The organism is Streptomyces flavovariabilis (assembly GCF_000725785.1).
GTDB classification, from domain to species: Bacteria; Actinomycetota; Actinomycetes; order Streptomycetales; family Streptomycetaceae; genus Streptomyces; species Streptomyces hawaiiensis.
Map to the genome: position 1 here is coordinate 38,707 of NZ_JNXD01000009.1, position 16,822 is coordinate 55,528.

Sequence of the window (16,822 nt, forward strand, 5' to 3'; positions counted from 1 at the left end):
TCGAAGGGATGCGGCCGCTCTCGCCCGGACGGCCGGGCACACCGTGCGCGGCGGGGAACGAGAACAGCAAGGAGACTGCGGTGCCACCAGTGCAGAACGGAGTGCAGGCAAGCTCGTTGGAAGCCTGCTGGATGAAGAGCCGGCACAGCAACGCCGAGGGCAACTGCGTCGAAGTCGCCCCCCTCGTCGACGGTGGGATCGCGATGCGCAACTCCCGCGATCCCGACGGACCCGCCCTCGTCTACACGGCGGCGGAGGTGGCGGCCTTCCTGGCAGGAGCGAAGGACGGCGAGTTCGACCACCTGCTGTGAGGAACGGCATTGTCCCGCCCGCGGCGCGATGCCCTCGAGGGAGAAGCGGAGTCCAACTTCCTACTTCTGCGGGGACGCTGCGGGCGGATGCGTGAAGACTCGGTGAAGTGCGATAGTGTAAGTCGCCCTTGTGCCGGTCTGCTGGGAGTCAGGATGTCCGCCGCGTCGCATCGCATCTCCCGCCTGGAACCCTACCTGGACAGGCCCGAGCCGGCGCCGACTCTGCTGAAGATGCTGGTCGGTGTACAGCTCGCCGGCTTCCGCGAGGACGCCGGGCTCGCCCAGGACCAGGCGGCGCGCGCTGTCGGGTTCAGTGCCGCGAAGCTGTCCCGCATCGAGTCGGGCAAGGCTCGCCGCCCGCCGACGGAGAACGACGTCCGCGCGCTGCTCGAGCTGTACGGCACCGATGCGTACGAGGCCTCGGTGCTGCTCAAACTGCTGCAGCGGGCTGGAGAGCCGGGCTGGTGGCAGCGGTACGACAAGCGGCTGATGCCCGAGTGGTTCGACCGGCTGGTCGGGCTGCAGGAGGCCGCCGCCACCATCCGTACCTTCGAGATCCAGTACGTGCCCGGCCTGCTGCAGACACCCGCCTACACCAGGGCCGTGGTGGAGCGCGGCCTGCCCAACGCGCCGTCCGGTGAGGTGGAGCGGCGCGTCGAACTGCGCAGGCACCGGGCCCGGTTGCTGTCGCGCACCGACGCCCCGCAGCTGTGGGCGATCATCGACGAGTCCGTGCTGCTGCGCGTCCTGGGCAGTACCGAAGTGATGCGGGAGCAGCTCGCACACCTCGTCGACATGGCCGAGCGCTCCAACGTGACGTTGCAGATCGTGCCGTTGAGCGTCACCAACGCCTCGGCACCGGCCATCCCGATCACGTTCCTGCGCTTCGGCGGCCTCGATCTGCCCGACGTGGTCTACCTGGAGCACATCAAGAGCGCGAACTTCCTCGAGGATCGCGACGAGACCGAGGAGTACCGGATCGCGCTGGACCGGCTCGCGGACGAGGCGCTCAAGCCCCGTGACTCGCTGGAGCTGCTGCGGCAGACGATGGAGCAGCGCTACCCGTGACGGCCGGATGCCTCGTGCGGGACGACGACCGTCCCGCACGAGGCACCGCCTCGGTCACTTCTGCAGGGGGATCCGCCCGACCCCGCCGAACTCGATCCACTCGTGACTGAGCTGACGGGGTGCCACCTCGGTGTCCGGGCGCCAGGTGGACACCTCGACGAGCCCCGGCTCCAGGATCTCCAGGCCCTCGAAGTACGTCTGCACGTCCTTCGGTTCACGCACGCGGCCCCAGTGGCCCTGAGTCGCCTGGTCCATGAAGTTCGTGACGAAGGCACGGACCTCCGGGTCCTCACTGACCAGCTGGCACATCACCATGAAGCTGCCGGGCGCGAGCCTCTCCCGCACACGGCGGGCCACCGCGAGCGGCCCGTCGGTGTCGCTGTCCGGGATGCAGTGGAACACCGAGTTGAAGAGCACGCATACGGGCTCGGAGAAGTCGATCAGCCGCTTGGTGTCGGCGTGGCCGAAGATCAGGTCGGTCTCGCGCAGGTCCGCGTGGATGACGGTCGTCCGCTCGTCCTGCTCCAGCAGCGCGCGGCCGTGGACCAGCACCATCGGGTCGTTGTCGACATAGACCACGTGGGTCGAGGGATCGATGCGCTGGGCGACCTGGTGCACGTTGTCCTGCGTCGGCAGGCCGGATCCGTGGTCCAGGTACTGCCGGATGCCGTACTCCTCGGAGAGGGTCTTCACGACTCGCTGGAGGAAGCGCCGGTTGTTCAGCGCCAGGCGGCGCGTGCTGGGCACGACCTTGTCGAGTTCCTCGCACGCGGCGCGGTCGGCCGCGTAGTTGTCCTTGCCGCCCAGGTAGTGGTCGTACATGCGCGCTGCCGTCGGCACGTTCGCGTCGATCTCGGTGGACAGCTGCTTTTCGGAGTGCATCGTTCCCCCTGCAAGGTGCCGCGCCAACGGACTGGCTGGACAGGAAGTACATCCTAGGGAGCGGGAGTTGGGCGGTGCCAGCCCACCGGCGAAGGTGCCCACGATCGAACGACAAGAGGATCACCGCCCGTGCCACCGTAAGCGCCCTATGTAACTGTTCGCGCACTTTGTGTCACCGGTATCCGGGCGGCTGTCCGCCGCCGACGGTGCCGTCGACCGTGGGTCCTCCAGGGCGTCCGCTTGGTCGAGGTCCTGGCGCCGCGACTCCTGACCGGCGTCCGGGCCGGGCCGTCACCGCCGCTGCGCGGCGATCATGGACCGGTACCAGTGGTAGCTGTCCTTCGGTGTGCGCCGCTGCGTGGCGTAGTCGACGCGGACGATCCCGAAGCGCTTGTCGTAGCCGAAGGCCCACTCGAAGTTGTCGAGAAGCGACCACACGTAGTAGCCGCGCACGTCCACGCCCGCGTCCATCGCGGCCCGCAGCGCGGTGAGATGGTCCCGCAGGTAGGCGACCCGGTCCCTGTCGTGGACGGCCCCGTCGGAACCCGCCTCGTCGTCCTCCGCCGACCCGTTCTCGGTGATGTGGACGGGCGGCAGGGCAGCGCCGTAGCGCTCCCTGAGCCCCACCAGCAGGTCGGTGAAGGTGTGGGGTGCCACGGCCCAGCCCATGGCGGTGCGCCGCACACCGGGCATGGGCACCTCCTCGTACCGGTTGTCGGTCGCGACGCGCCGCGCCGCGTCGTTCTCCCGGTACGGGGCGTCGGCCACGACGATCGGCCGGTAGTAGTTGATGCCCAGGAAGTCCAGGGGCTGGGAGATCAGCTCGAGGTCGCCGCTTCGCCGGAAGTCCTGACCGGTGATCAGTTCGCCCCAGGTGTCCTCCTCGGTGGCCGGGTAGCGTCCCTTGAGGATCGGCTCGGTCCACACCAGGTTGTGCAGGGTGTCGGCCCGGGTGACGGCCGCTGCGTCGGCGGGGGAGCCGGTCGCGGGGAGATGGTGGTCGAGGTTGAGGGTGATGCCCGCCTCGCGCACTCCGGCCGCCCTCAGGGCCTGTACGGCCAGGCCGTGCCCGACCAGCAGGTGGTGGGCGGCGGCCAGCGCGCCGCGGCCCTCGCGGGCGCCCGGGGCGTGCCGGCCGACGGAGTAGCCGAGGAAGGCACTGCACCACGGCTCGTTGAGGGTGATCCAGCGCGGCACCCGGTCGCCCAGGTGCTCCGCGACGACGGCCGCGTACGCACCGAACCGCTCGGCGGTCTCCCGCACCCGCCAGCCGCCGCCGTCCTCCAGGGCCTGCGGAAGGTCCCAGTGGTAGAGCGTGGCGGCGGGCTCGATCCCCGCCGCCAGAAGCTCGTCGACCAGTCGTGAGTAGAAGTCCAGCCCCTTGACGTTCACCGGGCCGGACCCGTCGGGCACGATCCGCGGCCAGGCGACCGAGAACCGGTAGGAGTCCACGCCCAGCTCGCGCAGCAGCGCCACGTCCTGCGGATACCGGTGGTAGTGGTCACAGGCGACATCGCCGGTGTCCCCGTTCGCCACCAGCCCCGGGGTGTGGCTGTAGGTGTCCCAGATGGACGGCCCGCGCCCGTCCTCGTGCACCGCGCCCTCGATCTGGTACGAGGCGGTCGCGGCCCCGAACAGGAAGCCGGGCGGGAAACTCGGGAAGTCAGTCATGCTCGTCATCATCGGTGACGAGGCCGGCGCCGCGCTGTCCGGCCGGGGTGAGGGCCTGTCCGGTACGCGGGAAGCCGCACCGCCACACTTTACCGCCGCCCGAACCGCTAATCTGGAAATGTGAGAATTGATCGAAAGTCGAGGGTATGTCCGTAACCGCTATTCTCACGGCTCCGGCCGCTTTTCCCAGGAGAAACCCATGGGCGACTATTACGACCTCGGTACGCACAGCCGTCCCGTCACCACGTCCTCCGTCGATGCTCAACTCTGGTTCGACCGCGGTCTGGTGTGGACATACGCCTTCCATCACGAGGAAGCCGTCGCCTGCTTCGAAAAGGCGGCCGAGGCCGATCCGGAGTGCGCGATGGCGTATTGGGGCATCGCCTACGCGCTCGGCCCGAACTACAACAAGCCCTGGGAATTCTTCGACGGCGAGGAACTGGTGCAAACCGTCGAGCGCACGCACGCCGCCGTCGAACGGGCCCATGGGATGGCCGCCCGCGCCACCCCGGTCGAGCGGGCCCTCATCGGCGCACTGCGGGCCCGCTATCCGCAGCCGGAGGCCGTCGAGGACTGCTCGGTGTGGAATGAGCCCTACGCGGACGCGATGCGCGCGGTCTACGACCTCGCGCCCGACGACCCGGACATCGCCACCCTCCACGCCGACGCCGCGATGAACCTCACCCCGTGGCAGCTGTGGGACCTCAGGACCGGGCAGCCTGCCGAGGGCGCCCGGACCAACGAGGCCAGGGCCGTGCTCGAAGGCGCCCTCGCCACCGAGGCCGGCGTGCGGCATCCCGGCATCCTGCACCTGTACATCCACCTGATGGAGATGTCCCCGACACCGGAGCAGGCCCTCACCGTCGCCGACCGTCTGCGCGGCCTCGTGCCCGACGCCGGGCACCTGCTCCACATGCCCTCACACCTGGACGTCCTGTGCGGCGACTACCGCCAGGTCGTCGCGGCCAACAGCGACGCGATCGCCGCCGACGAGAAGTACCACCGGCAGACCGGCGCGATGAACTTCTACACCCTCTACCGGGCGCACAACTACCACTTCAAGATCTACGGCGCCATGTTCCTCGGCCAGGCGCAGGTCGCCCTCGACACCGCCGCCCGGCTGGAAGCCGCCATTCCCGAAGACCTGCTCCGCGTCCAGATCCCCCCGATGGCCGACTGGCTCGAGGCCTTCCTGGCCATGCGGGTCCACGTCCTGATCCGCTTCGGCCGCTGGACCGAGATCCTCGAACTGCCCGCCCCCGCCGACCCGGAGCTCTACGCGACGACCGTCGCCATGCGGCACTACGCCCGGGGCGTCGCCCTGTCCGCCACCGGCGAGGTCGACCGGGCGGAGGCCGAACGCGAGCTCTTCCGCGAGGCGGTGAGCCGGGTGCCGGAGACGCGGATGCTGTTCAACAACACCTGCGCGGACATCCTCGCCATCGCGGCCGCCATGCTGGACGGCGAACTCGCATACCGCAGGGGCGACCACGACCTCGCCTTCGCCGCCCTGGAGCACTCCATCGAGCTGGACGACAACCTGCCGTACGACGAGCCCTGGGGCTGGATGCAGCCCACGCGCCATGCCTACGGCGCACTGCTTCTGGAACAGGGCCGCGTCGCGGAGGCCGAGGCCGTCTACCGCGCCGACCTCGGCCTCGACGACACCCTGCCCCGGCCCCTCCAGCACCCCGGCAACGTCTGGGCCCTGCACGGCTTCCACGAGTGCCTGCTCCGCACCGGCAAGACCGGCGAGGCAGCCCTCGTCGCCCACCAGCTCAAGATGGCGAGTGCACTTGCCGACGTGCCGATCAGGGCGTCCTGCTTCTGCCGCCTGGATGTCGCGGAGCCCGCGGACGAATGCTGCCACTGACCTCCGCGGTCACGGCCGGTGCAGGCGCGCCAGCTCCAGCGCCCGGGTCATGGCCGGCCGGTCCCGCTGCCGCCAGGCCGGGTCGGTGGTGAGAGACATCAGCAGCTCCGGGGTCAGGCGGTGGTCCTCGGCGTGCGCCAGGAGGGCCGCCGCATCGCGGGCGGACGTGGCACCGTGGTCCTGGTCGGCGATGGTGCGCAGCACATCGTCGCGGTCGGTGAAGCGGCTCATCCCGCAGTCGAGCCCGTCGTCGTCCAGCGTGCCGGGGTGCGGGGCGCGGGCCCAGGCCCCGTTCTCGTACCAGTAGACACAGCCCAGCTCGTTTCCGCTCAGCAAGTCCCGCAGCTCGTCGTGGGGCAGCCAGGCGGGGGCGCCGGCGAGCATGTCGACCGGCGGCTCGTGCCACTTGCAGCCACTCGACTCGTCCTCGCCGAAGAGCACGTACCGCCCCTCGCCCCGCGGTGCGAACCCCCACCACGTACAGCCGGAGTCGTCCAGATGGAGACCCGCGTCGTCCACCCAGGTCCCGCTACGGTGACGAGCCGGCCGCTCGTCCGCCGTGGTGGCCTCCAGCACGGCGATGAGCGCCCAGCGCGCCCACAGCACCTCCGGCGCCGGCAGGTCCTCGGGCAGCCCCGGCCGGTTGATGGTCATGCCCCGTCCTCCGGGCTCGTCACGCGGATCATGATCAGGACAAGGCTCTCACGAGCCAACGGCCAGGGCGCACGTTTGAGCTGCCGCTTTACCGGTCACTCGTGCCGTGACCCCGTAGTCGGACACGACTTGGAGTGAACGAACCGTGGCTGGAGAGCAGAAGGGCAAGGCCAAGGCCGAGCAGGCCAAGGGCAAGGCCAAGGAGACGATCGGCCGTGCGGTGGGCAACGAGCGCATGACGGCCGAGGGCCGGGCCGAGCAGTCGAAGGGCGACGCCCGGCAGGCCAAGGAGAAGACCAAGGACGTCTTCAAGCACTGAGTCACCTACTGTGCCGCGTCCCCGTTGCGCGGACGCGGCACAAGGGCATGACCTTCGCCCACCGTGAGCCCGGCCGGGTTCGCGGTGGACGCCCAGCACACAACAGCCGAGCGGGCACCACGCCCGCTCGGCTGTTCCGCGTGGGTACGGCCGCGTGCGCGACAGAGAGCCGGTTCCCCACGCGCCCCACCTCTTGACGTGTTGATTGCCGTCCTAAAACATTCGGGAAGCTCGATTGATTCTGCGCGGTTCTGTGCACTCCCGAAGGGAATCCATGTCCAGCAGACATCGCCTCGTCCGGACGGCACTGGCGATCACCGTCCCCCTGGCACTCGGCGCCGGCCTCGTGACCGGGCCGCCCGCCGCCGCTGCCGCCGACCCGCCGGCGAGCGCGGTCACGGTACGGATCGACCCGTCCTACCGGCAGCAGGAGTTCGAAGGGTGGGGCACGAGCCTCGTCTGGTTCGCCAACATCACCGGCCGCTATCCCGAACCCATCCGGCAGAAGCTCGCCGAGATGCTGTTCGGCGAAGACGGGCTCCGCCTCAACATCGCGCGCTACAACATCGGCGGCGGCAACGCCCCCGACGTCCGCAAGGACTACATGAAGACCGGCGCGACGATGGACGGCTTCTGGAAGGCCCCGGAGGGCACCACCAGGCAGGACACCGACTGGTGGAACCCCGACAACCCCGAGCACTGGGACTGGTCCGCCGACGCCGGCCAGCGCTGGTGGGTGGACCGGGTCAAGAAAAAGGTGACCCGCTGGGAGGCGTTCAGCAACTCCCCGCCCTGGTTCCAGACCGTCAGCGGGTACGTCTCCGGCGGCTTCGACGCCAACACCGACCAGATACGGGCCGACCGCGTCGACGACTTCGCCACCTACCTGGTCAAGGTGACCGAGCACCTGGAGAAGAAGCACCGCATCGACTTCGACACCATCGCCCCGCTCAACGAGCCCAACACCAACTACTGGGGCACCCAGATCGGCCCGGACGGGCAGCCCACCGGCGGCCGTCAGGAGGGCGCGCACGCCGGCCCCGAACTCCAGCAGAAGGTCGTCCTGGCCCTGCAACGCGCGCTGGAGAAGACGAGCACCCGCGCCAAGATCTCCGCGATGGACGAGACCAACCCCAGCACCTTCGTCCGCAACTGGAACGCCTACGACAGCTCCGCCCGGGCCGCCGTCGACCAGCTCAACGTGCACACCTATGGCACCGGCATGCGCACCAGCGCCCGCGACAGCGCCAAGGCCGCGGACCGGCCGTTCTGGATGAGCGAGGTCGAGGGCACCTGGGGGACCGGCACCGACTTCACCGGCATGGAACCGGGGCTCGGCATCGCCACCCGGGTCGTCGAGGACATCCGTGAACTGGAGCCGTCGGCCTGGGTGTTGTGGCAGCCGATCGAGGACTCCATCCCCCAGGCGCAGGCCGGCAAGAACTGGGGCAGCATCCACGTCCCGTTCAACTGCACGGCCGAGGACACCCTGGAGACCTGCCCGGTCAAGGCCAACACCAAGTTCCACACCCTGCGCAACTTCACCCACCACATCCGCCCCGGCGACCACTTCGTCAAGGCCGACGACCCCTCCAGCGTCGCCGCCGTACGCAAGTCCGGCCGCGGAGCGACGGTGGTGCACGTCAACAACGGCACGACTCCGCGTGCGGTGACCCTGGACCTCTCGAAGTTCCGGCGGGTCACCCGCGGCGCCACCGTGACCCCCGTGGTGACCAGCGCCGACGGCGCACTCGTCCGCGGCACGCCCGTGAAGGCCGAGGACGGCTCCGCCACCGTGACCGTTCCCGCCAAGTCGGTGACCACCCTCCTCGTCGACGGTGTGTCCGGCACCGCGAAGGACGCCGCGCTCGTCCGGCCCGGCCACGTCTACCGCCTCCAGGGCACCCAGAGCGCCAAGTCCCTGGCACCTTCCGCCGAGGGCAACGGCGTCGTCGTGCGCACGGCCGACCCGGCCGCCAAGTCCCAGCTGTGGTCCGTGAAGCAGCTGACCCGGGGCGACAGCAACCGTGAGCGCTACGCCCTCGTCAACGCCGCCGACGGCAGGCGCCTGGCCGTACGCGACGACGAGGCCGTACTCGAAGACCGGGACACGCCGGCCGCACAGTGGATCATGTCCACCACCGGAGACGGCACCTGGACCTTCGTCAACGCCGCGACGGGCCGCCTCCTCGACGTCGTCGGGCAGTCGACCGCGGACGGCGCCCGCGTTTCGGCCCACCTCCCCACCTCCCAGGCGAACCAGCGCTGGGGCGTGACCGACGAGACGGTGCTCCGTACGCAGCCGGCCAAGGCGTTCACCGTCCCCGGGCGCGCCCCCGAACTGCCCGGGACCGTGACGCCCGTCTTCCGCGACGGCGCCCGCGGAGCGCTCCCCGTGCAGTGGACGCTGCCCTCCGGTTCACGCTGGCGCAAACCCGGAACGGTACGCGTGCAGGGCAGGGCCACCGACGCCCTCGGCCGGACCGTCCCGGCCGAGGCGGTCGTCACCGTGGACACCATCGCCTCCACCCTCCCGGCCCGTGCCAAGACCTACACCGGGGGGCGGCCCGACCTGCCCGCCACGGTCACCGGCGTGGGACGGCACGGCGGAACCGCCGAACTCCCGGTCACCTGGGACACCGCACCCGACGGCGCGTTCGACGACACCGGCGTGGTGACCCTGCGCGGCACGGCCCGCGTCCCCGGCTCGGACACGGCCGCGGCGACCGTACGCGTCCAGGTCACCGCGCCGAAGGAGACCAACTCCGCGCGCGACGAGGGCGTGACGGTCGGGGCGACCTACACCGAGAACGGCTACTCCGCCGACGGCCTGCGCAACGGCACCACGTCCGAGAAGGCCTGGTCGAACTGGAAGTCCGGCACGAAGAACCCGTCCGACACCATCACCTTCACCCTCCCGGAAGCCCGCGATCTGACCCGGGTCGTGACCCACTTCCACCGTGACGGCAGCAACCTCAGCTTCGCGGAGTCCCTCAAGGTGCAGGTGCGCAGTGCCGACGGAACCTGGTCCGACGCGAGCGACCAGGTCGCCGTCGGCACCGAGGGGACGCCCGTGGCCGACGTCGCGGTGCGCGCGGCCGGCCCGGCGACGGGCGTGCGCGTGGTGATGACGGCCCGCCCGGGCGGTTACATCACCCTCGGGGAGATCGAGGTCCACGCCAAGGCGCCGGGCGCTTCCGCCGACGCTGCGGCCGCGTCGATCGAAGTGGACGGCAAGCCCCTGAGCGGCTTCGACCCGGACCGGACGAGCTACCGGGTTGCGGTCGACCGCCCGGACCGGACCGGGATCACCGCCACACCGCGTGACCCCTACGCGAAGGTGACGGTCGGCAAGGACGCGTCGGGGGGCAAGACGGCCCACACCGTCTCGGTGGCAAGCGAAGACGGCTCACAGGCACGGGAGTACAGGATCGAGCTGACCCGCCGCTGAACACACGAAAGCGCGGGGCCCGCGCCCCGCGCTTTCGTTTTCCGGGATTGCGGGGTGCGCGATTTCCCTTCGTGAAGGGCACGCACTCCGGACCCCCTCCTGGTCAGGACGCGACCGCTTCTGTCGCGGTCTGAGTGAACGCCCAGTGGGAGTGAACGATGCGCCACTCACCGTCGATCAGCCGGTAGGCCTCGGTGGCGTTCCAGGCGCGGAGCTGCTGCTCATCGCCGTTGTCGTCGAGCACGTACGTGTCGAGGTTGTAGGCCAGGACCGCGAAATCACCACTGTCACTGACGTTCACGGCCGGGTTGAGGTACTCGTTCCGCACGATGCGCGGGTTCGAGTAGAGCGATTCGATGTGAGCGATGACCGCGTCACGACCCACGATCAGTTCCCTCAGCACCGGATCGAAGTAGCTGATCTCGTCGGCGTAGTTGTCGAGGTACCCGCGGTTGTCGCCGACGCTCCACCGGTCGTTGGAGGCCTTCTCCAGCTCGAGAATGGTCTTGCCGATCTCTTCCTTACCGATGGTCATTCCGTTTCCCTCCGTGGATGGTGTGGCCGGCCGCATCGAGGCGGCGCACGTGTGCGGCACCGGCGGCCCGGCTGCGCGGGCCTCACCAGCCACTATTCCCCGGGGTCTGGAGCTTCGGGCCGTAGACAACGGACACAAGATGGTCACCAGCGGACGGTGGCACGTAGGCGGGTTCCTGTGCCACTGCACGGACTTCGCTCTATGACCATGACGCAGTAGTTGATGCAACAACTAGATTCAGCGGAGAGGTCCTGGACGCCCGAGTCCCGGCGCCGGGACACCGGGGCGGCTTTCGAAGCCCACCGTGCCGTGCCCCGCCGGCACGTAGGCCAGTGCGCTGTAAGCCGGGTCCCACGGCAGGTCGACCTGTGTGCCGGGTTCGATGGTGAGGTGGGCGACAGTGATCGGGGTGTGGGTGACGCCCGGGCCGGTGATTCTCTGTCCGTCGCCGTCAGAAGGCGTGCGGGCCGAAGCGGCCCCAGGCCACGAAGACGGTCAGGGCGAACAGGACCGCGTTCACGACGACCGACTGGAGTTCCCCGCGCCGACTGTGCGTGATGGCGGCGCCGAGCATGGTCAGTGCGAGGCCGGAGGCGTGGAGGCGGTACGAGAGCTGTTCCTGGACCATGTCACCCCGGCGGAGCTGCGGACGCTGGTCGACGTCTCCGACCGAGTGGTGGCGAAGCTGGACGAGGACCCCGCCTGATCGTCCGATCGCAGTGGGTTCGAGGTTGGTGGCCCACTTGTCGCTGAGGGAGGGACGGCGCCCGGGCAGTGGGACCGGACCGAACGTGCCGGCTCCGAGGCAGGTCCTCCAGAGGGAAAGCCTCCTCCGCCGACAGGAGAGTCTCAGCAATCCGGAGCGGCCTGACGAGCCGCGTAGGCGGCGGGCGTGAGGCCGGCGTGCTGCCGGAAGAAGCGGCCGAAGTTGGCCGTGTCGGTGAAACCGAGATGGTCGGCGACCGCGCGGGCGGTCCACCGGGCGTGGCCGAGCAGACGGCGCGCTTCGAGCAGTCGGCGCTGATCGATGACCTGCCGTGCTCCGGTGCCGGCACCGGCCTGGGCGGCGCGGCTGAGGGTGCGCACCGAACAGCCGAGCAGCCGGGCGTAGTCGTCGACGCGGTGCAGCTCGCGGTAGTTCAGCTCCAAGGCGTCCAAGAATCGTACGTAGACCGGCGTGCCCCCGAGGTGCCTGGCATCAGCGTTGTTGGCCGAGGAAGCGTTTTTGGCGGTGACCGGAGCCTGTGCGACGTCCGGTGAGTTGGCGAGCCGTAGCAGCAGGGCTTCGAGGAGGCTGCACCGCAGGGCGTGATGGGCCGCGAGCGGGCGGCGTCCCAACGCGCGGTGTTCGTCGAGGAGTTGGAGCGCGGTCTGTTCCAGCCAGAAGGCGTCGGCCGGATGCGGGGTCAGCACGGCGGGGGCGTCGTGTGAAATGACGGGAGCCAGCTGGTGGGCGATGTCGGGCCGGAGTGCCTCCGGTTCGAAGAGGATGAAGGGGCCGCGGGCGGCGCTGGGGTCGTGCCAGCACTGCACGTGCCCGGGGCGTACCCACAGCCATTGGCCGGGAGCGACCGTGCGCATGACGTGATCGACGTCGTGGCGCAGTTCACCCTCCGTGACGAGGATCAGGTAGTGGAAGGTTGCACGGCCCGGACGGGGCGGGTTCCACGGCCAGTCGTCGTGGTCGGCGTGGAAGTCCTCGACGGTGGTCACTTCCAGGCCGTACGGCGTACCGACCGGGGGCTGGAAGCCGTACAGCGGGACGGGGTCCGGCTCTGCGCGTGCGGCGGGGTCCGGTCGTGAGACGAGGAGGTCGGAGAAACCCCGTTCCGACCCCGGCGGGTGTCGCCTGTTGACCATCATGTGTCCGCAGTTTACCGGCGGCGTTGTCGTCGGCAGGGACAAGGATGGTGATGCGGACGAGCACCCGGCCGCCGTGTCGGTGTACGCGGACCTCGCCGCGCGCGTGGCACCGACCGAATCACAGTCGAAGGAGCTGATGGCCATGGACGGAAAGACGCTGCAGAAGACCGCGGCCGACTACGCCGAGGAACTCCCCCAAGCCGGGCTGGAGCACCCGTTCGGCCCCGAGTGGGAGGTGTACAAGGTGCGCGGCAAGGTCTTCATGCTCATGACGCAGGTGACGGGTGAGCCCTTGGTCATTCTCAAATCGGCGCCCGACGAGGCGGCAGCCCTGCGACACGAGCACGTGGAGATCACCCCTGGCTACCACATGAACAAGAAGCACTGGATCACGCTGGAGGGCGGAGACACGATCGACGAGACGCTGGTGAAGGAGCTCGTGACCGACTCCTACCGCCTTGTCGTCAGCGGACTCGCCAAGTCCCGGCAGCCTGTCGATCCGCACACCTACGGCCGCCACGCCTGACCTCCGGCATGTCGTTCAACGGCACGAAGCTTCAGGACACCGCGCGGCACACCGCACTCGCGCTCCCAGGAGTCAGCCACGGGCGCCCGTTCACCGAGCAGTTGGACGTCTACGAGGTGGCGGGCAAGGTCTTTTTGATCGTCACCGACGACCCGGACGAACTCATCGTCACCCTCAAGGCGGAACCGGAGTACGGGCGGCTGCTGCAAGACCAGTACCCGTCACTCACTCCGGGCCGCTACCTCGACAAGCGGCACTGGATCTCCGTAGGAGCCGGCCGGGGCGTCACCGCGGACCTGGTCGCCGAACTCGTCGACCAGTCCTACCACCTCGTTCTGGAGACGGTTTCGCGCAACCGCCGTCCCGGATGACCACGGACCGACCGACCAGGGAAAGGATCGACGAGAGGTGGTTACCGGAGCGGAGTCAGTGCGCACCAAGTTCCGAGGTGCATCCAGTGCGCATCCCGTACCTGCATTGCGCACTGACCCGCGGATCCCACAGGGATCAGACCGCCGGAGCCGGGTACGTCGGGTACTCCACGCCGGACACGTGCTGCACGACGCGGATGACCTGGCACGAGTAGCCGAACTCGTTGTCGTACCACAGGTAGAGGATCGCGTTGTCGCCGTCGACCTTGGTGGCGCCGGCGTCGACGATCGAGGCGTGGCGCGAGCCGATGAAGTCGCTGGAGACCGCGTCGGGAGCCGTCGTGAAGTCGATCTGGCGCTTGAGCGGCGAGGTCAGGGAGACGTCGCGGAGGTGGTCGAGGACCTCCTCGCGGGTGGTCTCACGGCCGAGCCGCAGGCTGAGGATCGCTATCGAGACGTCCGGCACCGGGACGCGGATCGAGCTGCCGGTGATGGGCGCCTTGAGGTCCGGCAGCGCCTTGGCGACGGCGGAGGCGGCACCGGTCTCCGTGATGACCATGTTGAGTGGCGCGGACCGCCCGCGGCGGTCGGCCTTGTGGTAGTTGTCCAGCAGGTTCTGGTCGTTGGTGAACGAGTGCACCGTCTCCACATGGCCGCGCTGGACCCCGAACTCGTCGGCCATCGCCTTCAGCGGCGGCACGATCGCGTTCGTGGTGCAGGACGCGCAGGACAGGATCCGCTCGTCCGGCTTGATCGTGTCGTGGTTGACGCCGTGCACGATGTTGGGGACGTCGCCCTTGCCGGGCGCGGTCAGCACGACCTTGTCGATCCCCGGGCGCAGGTGCTCGGACAGGCCCTCGCGGTCGCGCCACTTGCCGGTGTTGTCGATGAGGATGGCGTCCTTGATGCCGTACGCCGTGTAGTCGATCTCGGACGGGTCGTTCGCGTAGATCACCTTGATGGCGTTGCCGTTGGCGACGATCGTGCTGTTCGCCTCGTCGACGGTGATCGTGCCCTGGAACTGGCCGTGGATCGAGTCGCGGCGCAGCAGCGAGGCGCGCTTGACGATGTCCTGCTCACCACCCCCGCGCACGACGATGGCCCGCAGTCGCAGACCGTTGCCCGAGCCGGACTTCTCGATGAGCAGCCGGGCGACGAGCCGGCCGATGCGGCCGAAGCCGTACAGGACGACGTCCCGGCCCTCACGGCGCTCGATCTTGTTGGCGCCCGTGGCACCGGCGACGGCCTCGGCGGTGAACTCGGCGACCGACAGGCCGCGGTCGTCCTCGCGGTACGTCGCGGCGAGCATGCCGATGTCGATCTGGGACGGCCCGAGGTCGAGTTCGGCGAGGGTCTTCAGGAAGGGCAGCGTCTCGGTGACCGAGAGCTCCGCGCCGGCGATCTGCCGGGCGAACCGGTGGGTCTTGAGGATGCTGACCACCGACTTGTTCACCAGGGAGCGGCTGTGCAGCAGGACCGTCACGTCCCGCTCCCGGTGCAGCTTCCCGATGATCGGGATCATCGACTCCGCGATCTCCTCGCGGTTCTTCCAGTTGGTGAACGAGTCGTCGTTGACAGTCACGAGTCCATCTTTCGAGCTAGGCGGCGCTCATATGTTAAACCGTCGATTTCCCGATCATGAACGGGGTGCCTCCGATGCGCTCGGCGGCCTCTCCGCGCGCCTCCGAGGGCAGGTCCTGAGACGATCGAAAGCGGATCTTCCGTGTGGAAAGGGGTGCTCATGGACTACGACTCCGTGGCCGACGAGCTGTACGCCCTGCGCCCGGAGGAATTCACCGCCGCCCGCGCCTCCGCCATGGCCTCCGCCCGCACCGCCGGCGACCGGGAACTCGCCGAGCGGATCCGGACGTTGCGCAAGCCCAGCCTCGCCGCCTGGGTCAGCAACCTGCTGGTCCGCACGAGCCCCGGGGAGGTCGAGCCCCTGCTGCGCCTGGGGGAGGGGCTGCGGCAGGCCCACCAGGACCTGGACGCCGCGCAGCTGCGCGAGCTGAGCCGCCGGCAGCACGCGCTCATCCGCGCCCTGTCCCTGCAGGCCCGGCAGCTCGCGAAGGAGGCCGGCCATCCGATCGGCGAGAGCGTGCAGCGCGAGGTCGAGAACACCCTGCACGCCGTCCTGGCCGACCCCGAGGCCGCCCGGGCCTGGGCGGGCGGCCGCCTGGCCAGACCGCTGAGCGCGGCCGTCGGCTTCCCCGCCGTCGCCGAGGGCGCCCGGCCGCGGCGCCCCGCACCCGCGCCCGCCCCCTCCCGCCCGGACAAGAAGGGGGCCGAGCAGCAGCGACGCCGGCTGGCCCAGGCCCAAAAGGACGCCGAAGCCGCCGAGCGGGAGCTGCGGGAGCTGCGGGACGCGGCGGCGACCGCGGGCCAGGAGGCAGCGGAGGCGAAGCAGCAGATGGAAGACCTCCAGCGGCGAGTGGAGGAACTTGCCGACGAACTGGAACGCGCCAGGAGCGAACACCAGCAGGCCCGCTTCGCCGAACGGACGGCCCGGGAGCGGGCGCGTACGGCCGACCGCCAGGTGCGTGAAGCCGACCGCAAGGCCACGACAGCCGCCGCCCAGCTCGAACGCCTGACCTCATCGGATGCGTGATCGACAGGCCGGTACGGCGATGCGCGGCGCCCGGTGCCCAGCGAGGCGCGATCATGGCGACTGTGACTGACCTCACACACCTCAAGTGGGCCGTCCCGCACGGCATTACGCGCACGACACCAAAATTGAACCGTTCGTTTTCTTGAACCAGTCGTGTTTGTGTGGCTAGGTTGACCGCATGACCGCATCCGGAAACCCGCCCACCGCCGAGGAGCTGCGCGGTGCCGGCCTGAGAGTGACGGCCGCCCGCGTCGCGCTGCTCGAGGCCGTGCGGGACGGTGACCACCTCGGTGCCGAGGCCATCGCCTCCGAGGTGCGCGGCCGCGTCGGCCACATCTCCGTCCAGGCCGTCTACGAGGGGCTGCACGCACTCACCGCGGCGGGACTGATACGCCGCCTCGACCCACCCGGCAGCCCGGCCCTCTACGAGGGACGGGTCGGCGACAACCACCACCACCTCGTGTGCCGGTCCTGCGGGGCCGTCGCCGACGTCGACTGCGCGGTCGGCCACGCCCCCTGCCTGACCGCGTCCGACGACCGCGGCTTCGCCGTCGACGAGGCCGAGGTCATCTACTGGGGCCTGTGCCCCGCCTGCTCCACCGCCCGCAGTTCCTGAGCACATGATCCGCCCGCAGTTCCTGAGCACGTGATCCACCCGAGCGTTCCTGAGCACGTGATCCACCCGAGCAC

General features: G+C 69.7%; 17 protein-coding genes. 10 read left to right on the forward strand and 7 right to left on the reverse strand.

The features are described 5' to 3' along the window. The first annotated feature begins 80 nt into the window (after positions 1-80). Both IO24_RS0117160 and IO24_RS0117165 read left to right on the forward strand, forming a co-directional pair. Entirely contained in the window at positions 81-311 is a 231-nt protein-coding gene (locus tag IO24_RS0117160; protein ID WP_031136651.1) for a DUF397 domain-containing protein, read from the forward strand. Between the two features lie 153 nt (positions 312-464). Further along, positions 465-1,379 carry a helix-turn-helix domain-containing protein gene (locus tag IO24_RS0117165; RefSeq protein ID WP_031136653.1) on the forward strand — a complete coding sequence of 305 codons (915 nt, stop codon included), beginning with the start codon at positions 465-467 and terminating at the stop codon, positions 1,377-1,379. Positions 1,380-1,433: 54 nt separating this feature from the next. Here IO24_RS0117165 and IO24_RS0117170 read toward each other — a convergent pair whose 3' ends face one another. Together IO24_RS0117170 and IO24_RS0117175 are read right to left on the reverse strand one after the other, a co-directional pair. Next, positions 1,434-2,261 carry an SAM-dependent methyltransferase gene (locus IO24_RS0117170; RefSeq protein WP_031136654.1) on the reverse strand — a complete coding sequence of 276 codons (828 nt, stop codon included), beginning with the start codon at positions 2,259-2,261 and terminating at the stop codon, positions 1,434-1,436. Positions 2,262-2,552: 291 nt separating this feature from the next. Beyond that, the gene (locus IO24_RS0117175) at positions 2,553-3,932 is read right to left on the reverse strand and encodes a GH1 family beta-glucosidase (RefSeq protein WP_031136656.1); all 1,380 of its coding nucleotides are present in this window, start codon (positions 3,930-3,932) and stop codon (positions 2,553-2,555) included. Between IO24_RS0117175 and IO24_RS47160 the strand changes: the two genes are divergently transcribed. After that, the gene (locus tag IO24_RS47160) at positions 3,931-4,056 is read left to right on the forward strand and encodes a hypothetical protein (protein ID WP_267886822.1); all 126 of its coding nucleotides are present in this window, start codon (positions 3,931-3,933) and stop codon (positions 4,054-4,056) included. The genes IO24_RS0117175 and IO24_RS47160 overlap by 2 nt on opposite strands. A 75-nt stretch (positions 4,057-4,131) precedes the next feature. Continuing rightward, positions 4,132-5,805 carry a hypothetical protein gene (locus IO24_RS0117180; RefSeq protein ID WP_031136658.1) on the forward strand — a complete coding sequence of 558 codons (1,674 nt, stop codon included), beginning with the start codon at positions 4,132-4,134 and terminating at the stop codon, positions 5,803-5,805. A gap of 9 nt (positions 5,806-5,814) precedes the next feature. On the opposite strand, the gene IO24_RS0117185 is transcribed toward IO24_RS0117180, so the two are convergent. Continuing rightward, on the reverse strand, positions 5,815-6,459 hold the full coding sequence (locus IO24_RS0117185) for a hypothetical protein (RefSeq protein ID WP_031136659.1): 645 nt from the start codon (positions 6,457-6,459) through the stop codon (positions 5,815-5,817). Positions 6,460-6,604: 145 nt separating this feature from the next. Here IO24_RS0117185 and IO24_RS43040 point away from each other — a divergent pair, with 145 nt between their 5' ends. Next, positions 6,605-6,778 (forward strand): CsbD family protein, encoded by a 174-nt coding sequence (locus IO24_RS43040; protein ID WP_078899335.1) that lies wholly within the window; start codon positions 6,605-6,607, stop codon positions 6,776-6,778. A gap of 274 nt (positions 6,779-7,052) precedes the next feature. Then, positions 7,053-10,229, forward strand: coding sequence for an RICIN domain-containing protein (locus IO24_RS0117195; RefSeq protein ID WP_031136661.1), 3,177 nt, complete (start codon positions 7,053-7,055; stop codon positions 10,227-10,229). A gap of 103 nt (positions 10,230-10,332) precedes the next feature. On the opposite strand, the gene IO24_RS0117200 is transcribed toward IO24_RS0117195, so the two are convergent. From IO24_RS0117200 to IO24_RS0117210, 3 genes are all read right to left on the reverse strand, one after another. Further along, positions 10,333-10,764: a YybH family protein gene (locus IO24_RS0117200; protein WP_031136663.1), complete on the reverse strand. Its 432-nt coding sequence runs from the start codon at positions 10,762-10,764 to the stop codon at positions 10,333-10,335. A 451-nt stretch (positions 10,765-11,215) separates the two neighbouring features. Further along, complete coding sequence (locus IO24_RS47165; RefSeq protein ID WP_078899337.1) at positions 11,216-11,392, reverse strand: DoxX family protein; 177 nt, start codon at positions 11,390-11,392, stop codon at positions 11,216-11,218. A 221-nt stretch (positions 11,393-11,613) separates the two neighbouring features. Further along, complete coding sequence (locus tag IO24_RS0117210; RefSeq protein ID WP_420823217.1) at positions 11,614-12,627, reverse strand: helix-turn-helix domain-containing protein; 1,014 nt, start codon at positions 12,625-12,627, stop codon at positions 11,614-11,616. A 142-nt stretch (positions 12,628-12,769) separates the two neighbouring features. Here IO24_RS0117210 and IO24_RS0117215 point away from each other — a divergent pair, with 142 nt between their 5' ends. Both IO24_RS0117215 and IO24_RS0117220 read left to right on the forward strand, forming a co-directional pair. Continuing rightward, a complete protein-coding gene (locus IO24_RS0117215) occupies positions 12,770-13,153 on the forward strand; it encodes an MmcQ/YjbR family DNA-binding protein (protein WP_031136666.1) in 384 nt (127 codons plus the stop codon). A gap of 8 nt (positions 13,154-13,161) precedes the next feature. Then, positions 13,162-13,524, forward strand: coding sequence for an MmcQ/YjbR family DNA-binding protein (locus IO24_RS0117220; protein ID WP_031136668.1), 363 nt, complete (start codon positions 13,162-13,164; stop codon positions 13,522-13,524). Positions 13,525-13,660: 136 nt separating this feature from the next. Here IO24_RS0117220 and IO24_RS0117225 read toward each other — a convergent pair whose 3' ends face one another. After that, positions 13,661-15,106: a glyceraldehyde-3-phosphate dehydrogenase gene (locus tag IO24_RS0117225; protein ID WP_031136669.1), complete on the reverse strand. Its 1,446-nt coding sequence runs from the start codon at positions 15,104-15,106 to the stop codon at positions 13,661-13,663. Between the two features lie 159 nt (positions 15,107-15,265). Between IO24_RS0117225 and IO24_RS0117230 the strand changes: the two genes are divergently transcribed. Then, the gene (locus IO24_RS0117230; RefSeq protein WP_031136671.1) at positions 15,266-16,132 is read left to right on the forward strand and encodes a hypothetical protein; all 867 of its coding nucleotides are present in this window, start codon (positions 15,266-15,268) and stop codon (positions 16,130-16,132) included. Positions 16,133-16,310: 178 nt separating this feature from the next. Then, positions 16,311-16,748 (forward strand): Fur family transcriptional regulator, encoded by a 438-nt coding sequence (locus tag IO24_RS0117235; protein ID WP_031136673.1) that lies wholly within the window; start codon positions 16,311-16,313, stop codon positions 16,746-16,748. Positions 16,749-16,822 lie beyond the last annotated feature (74 nt).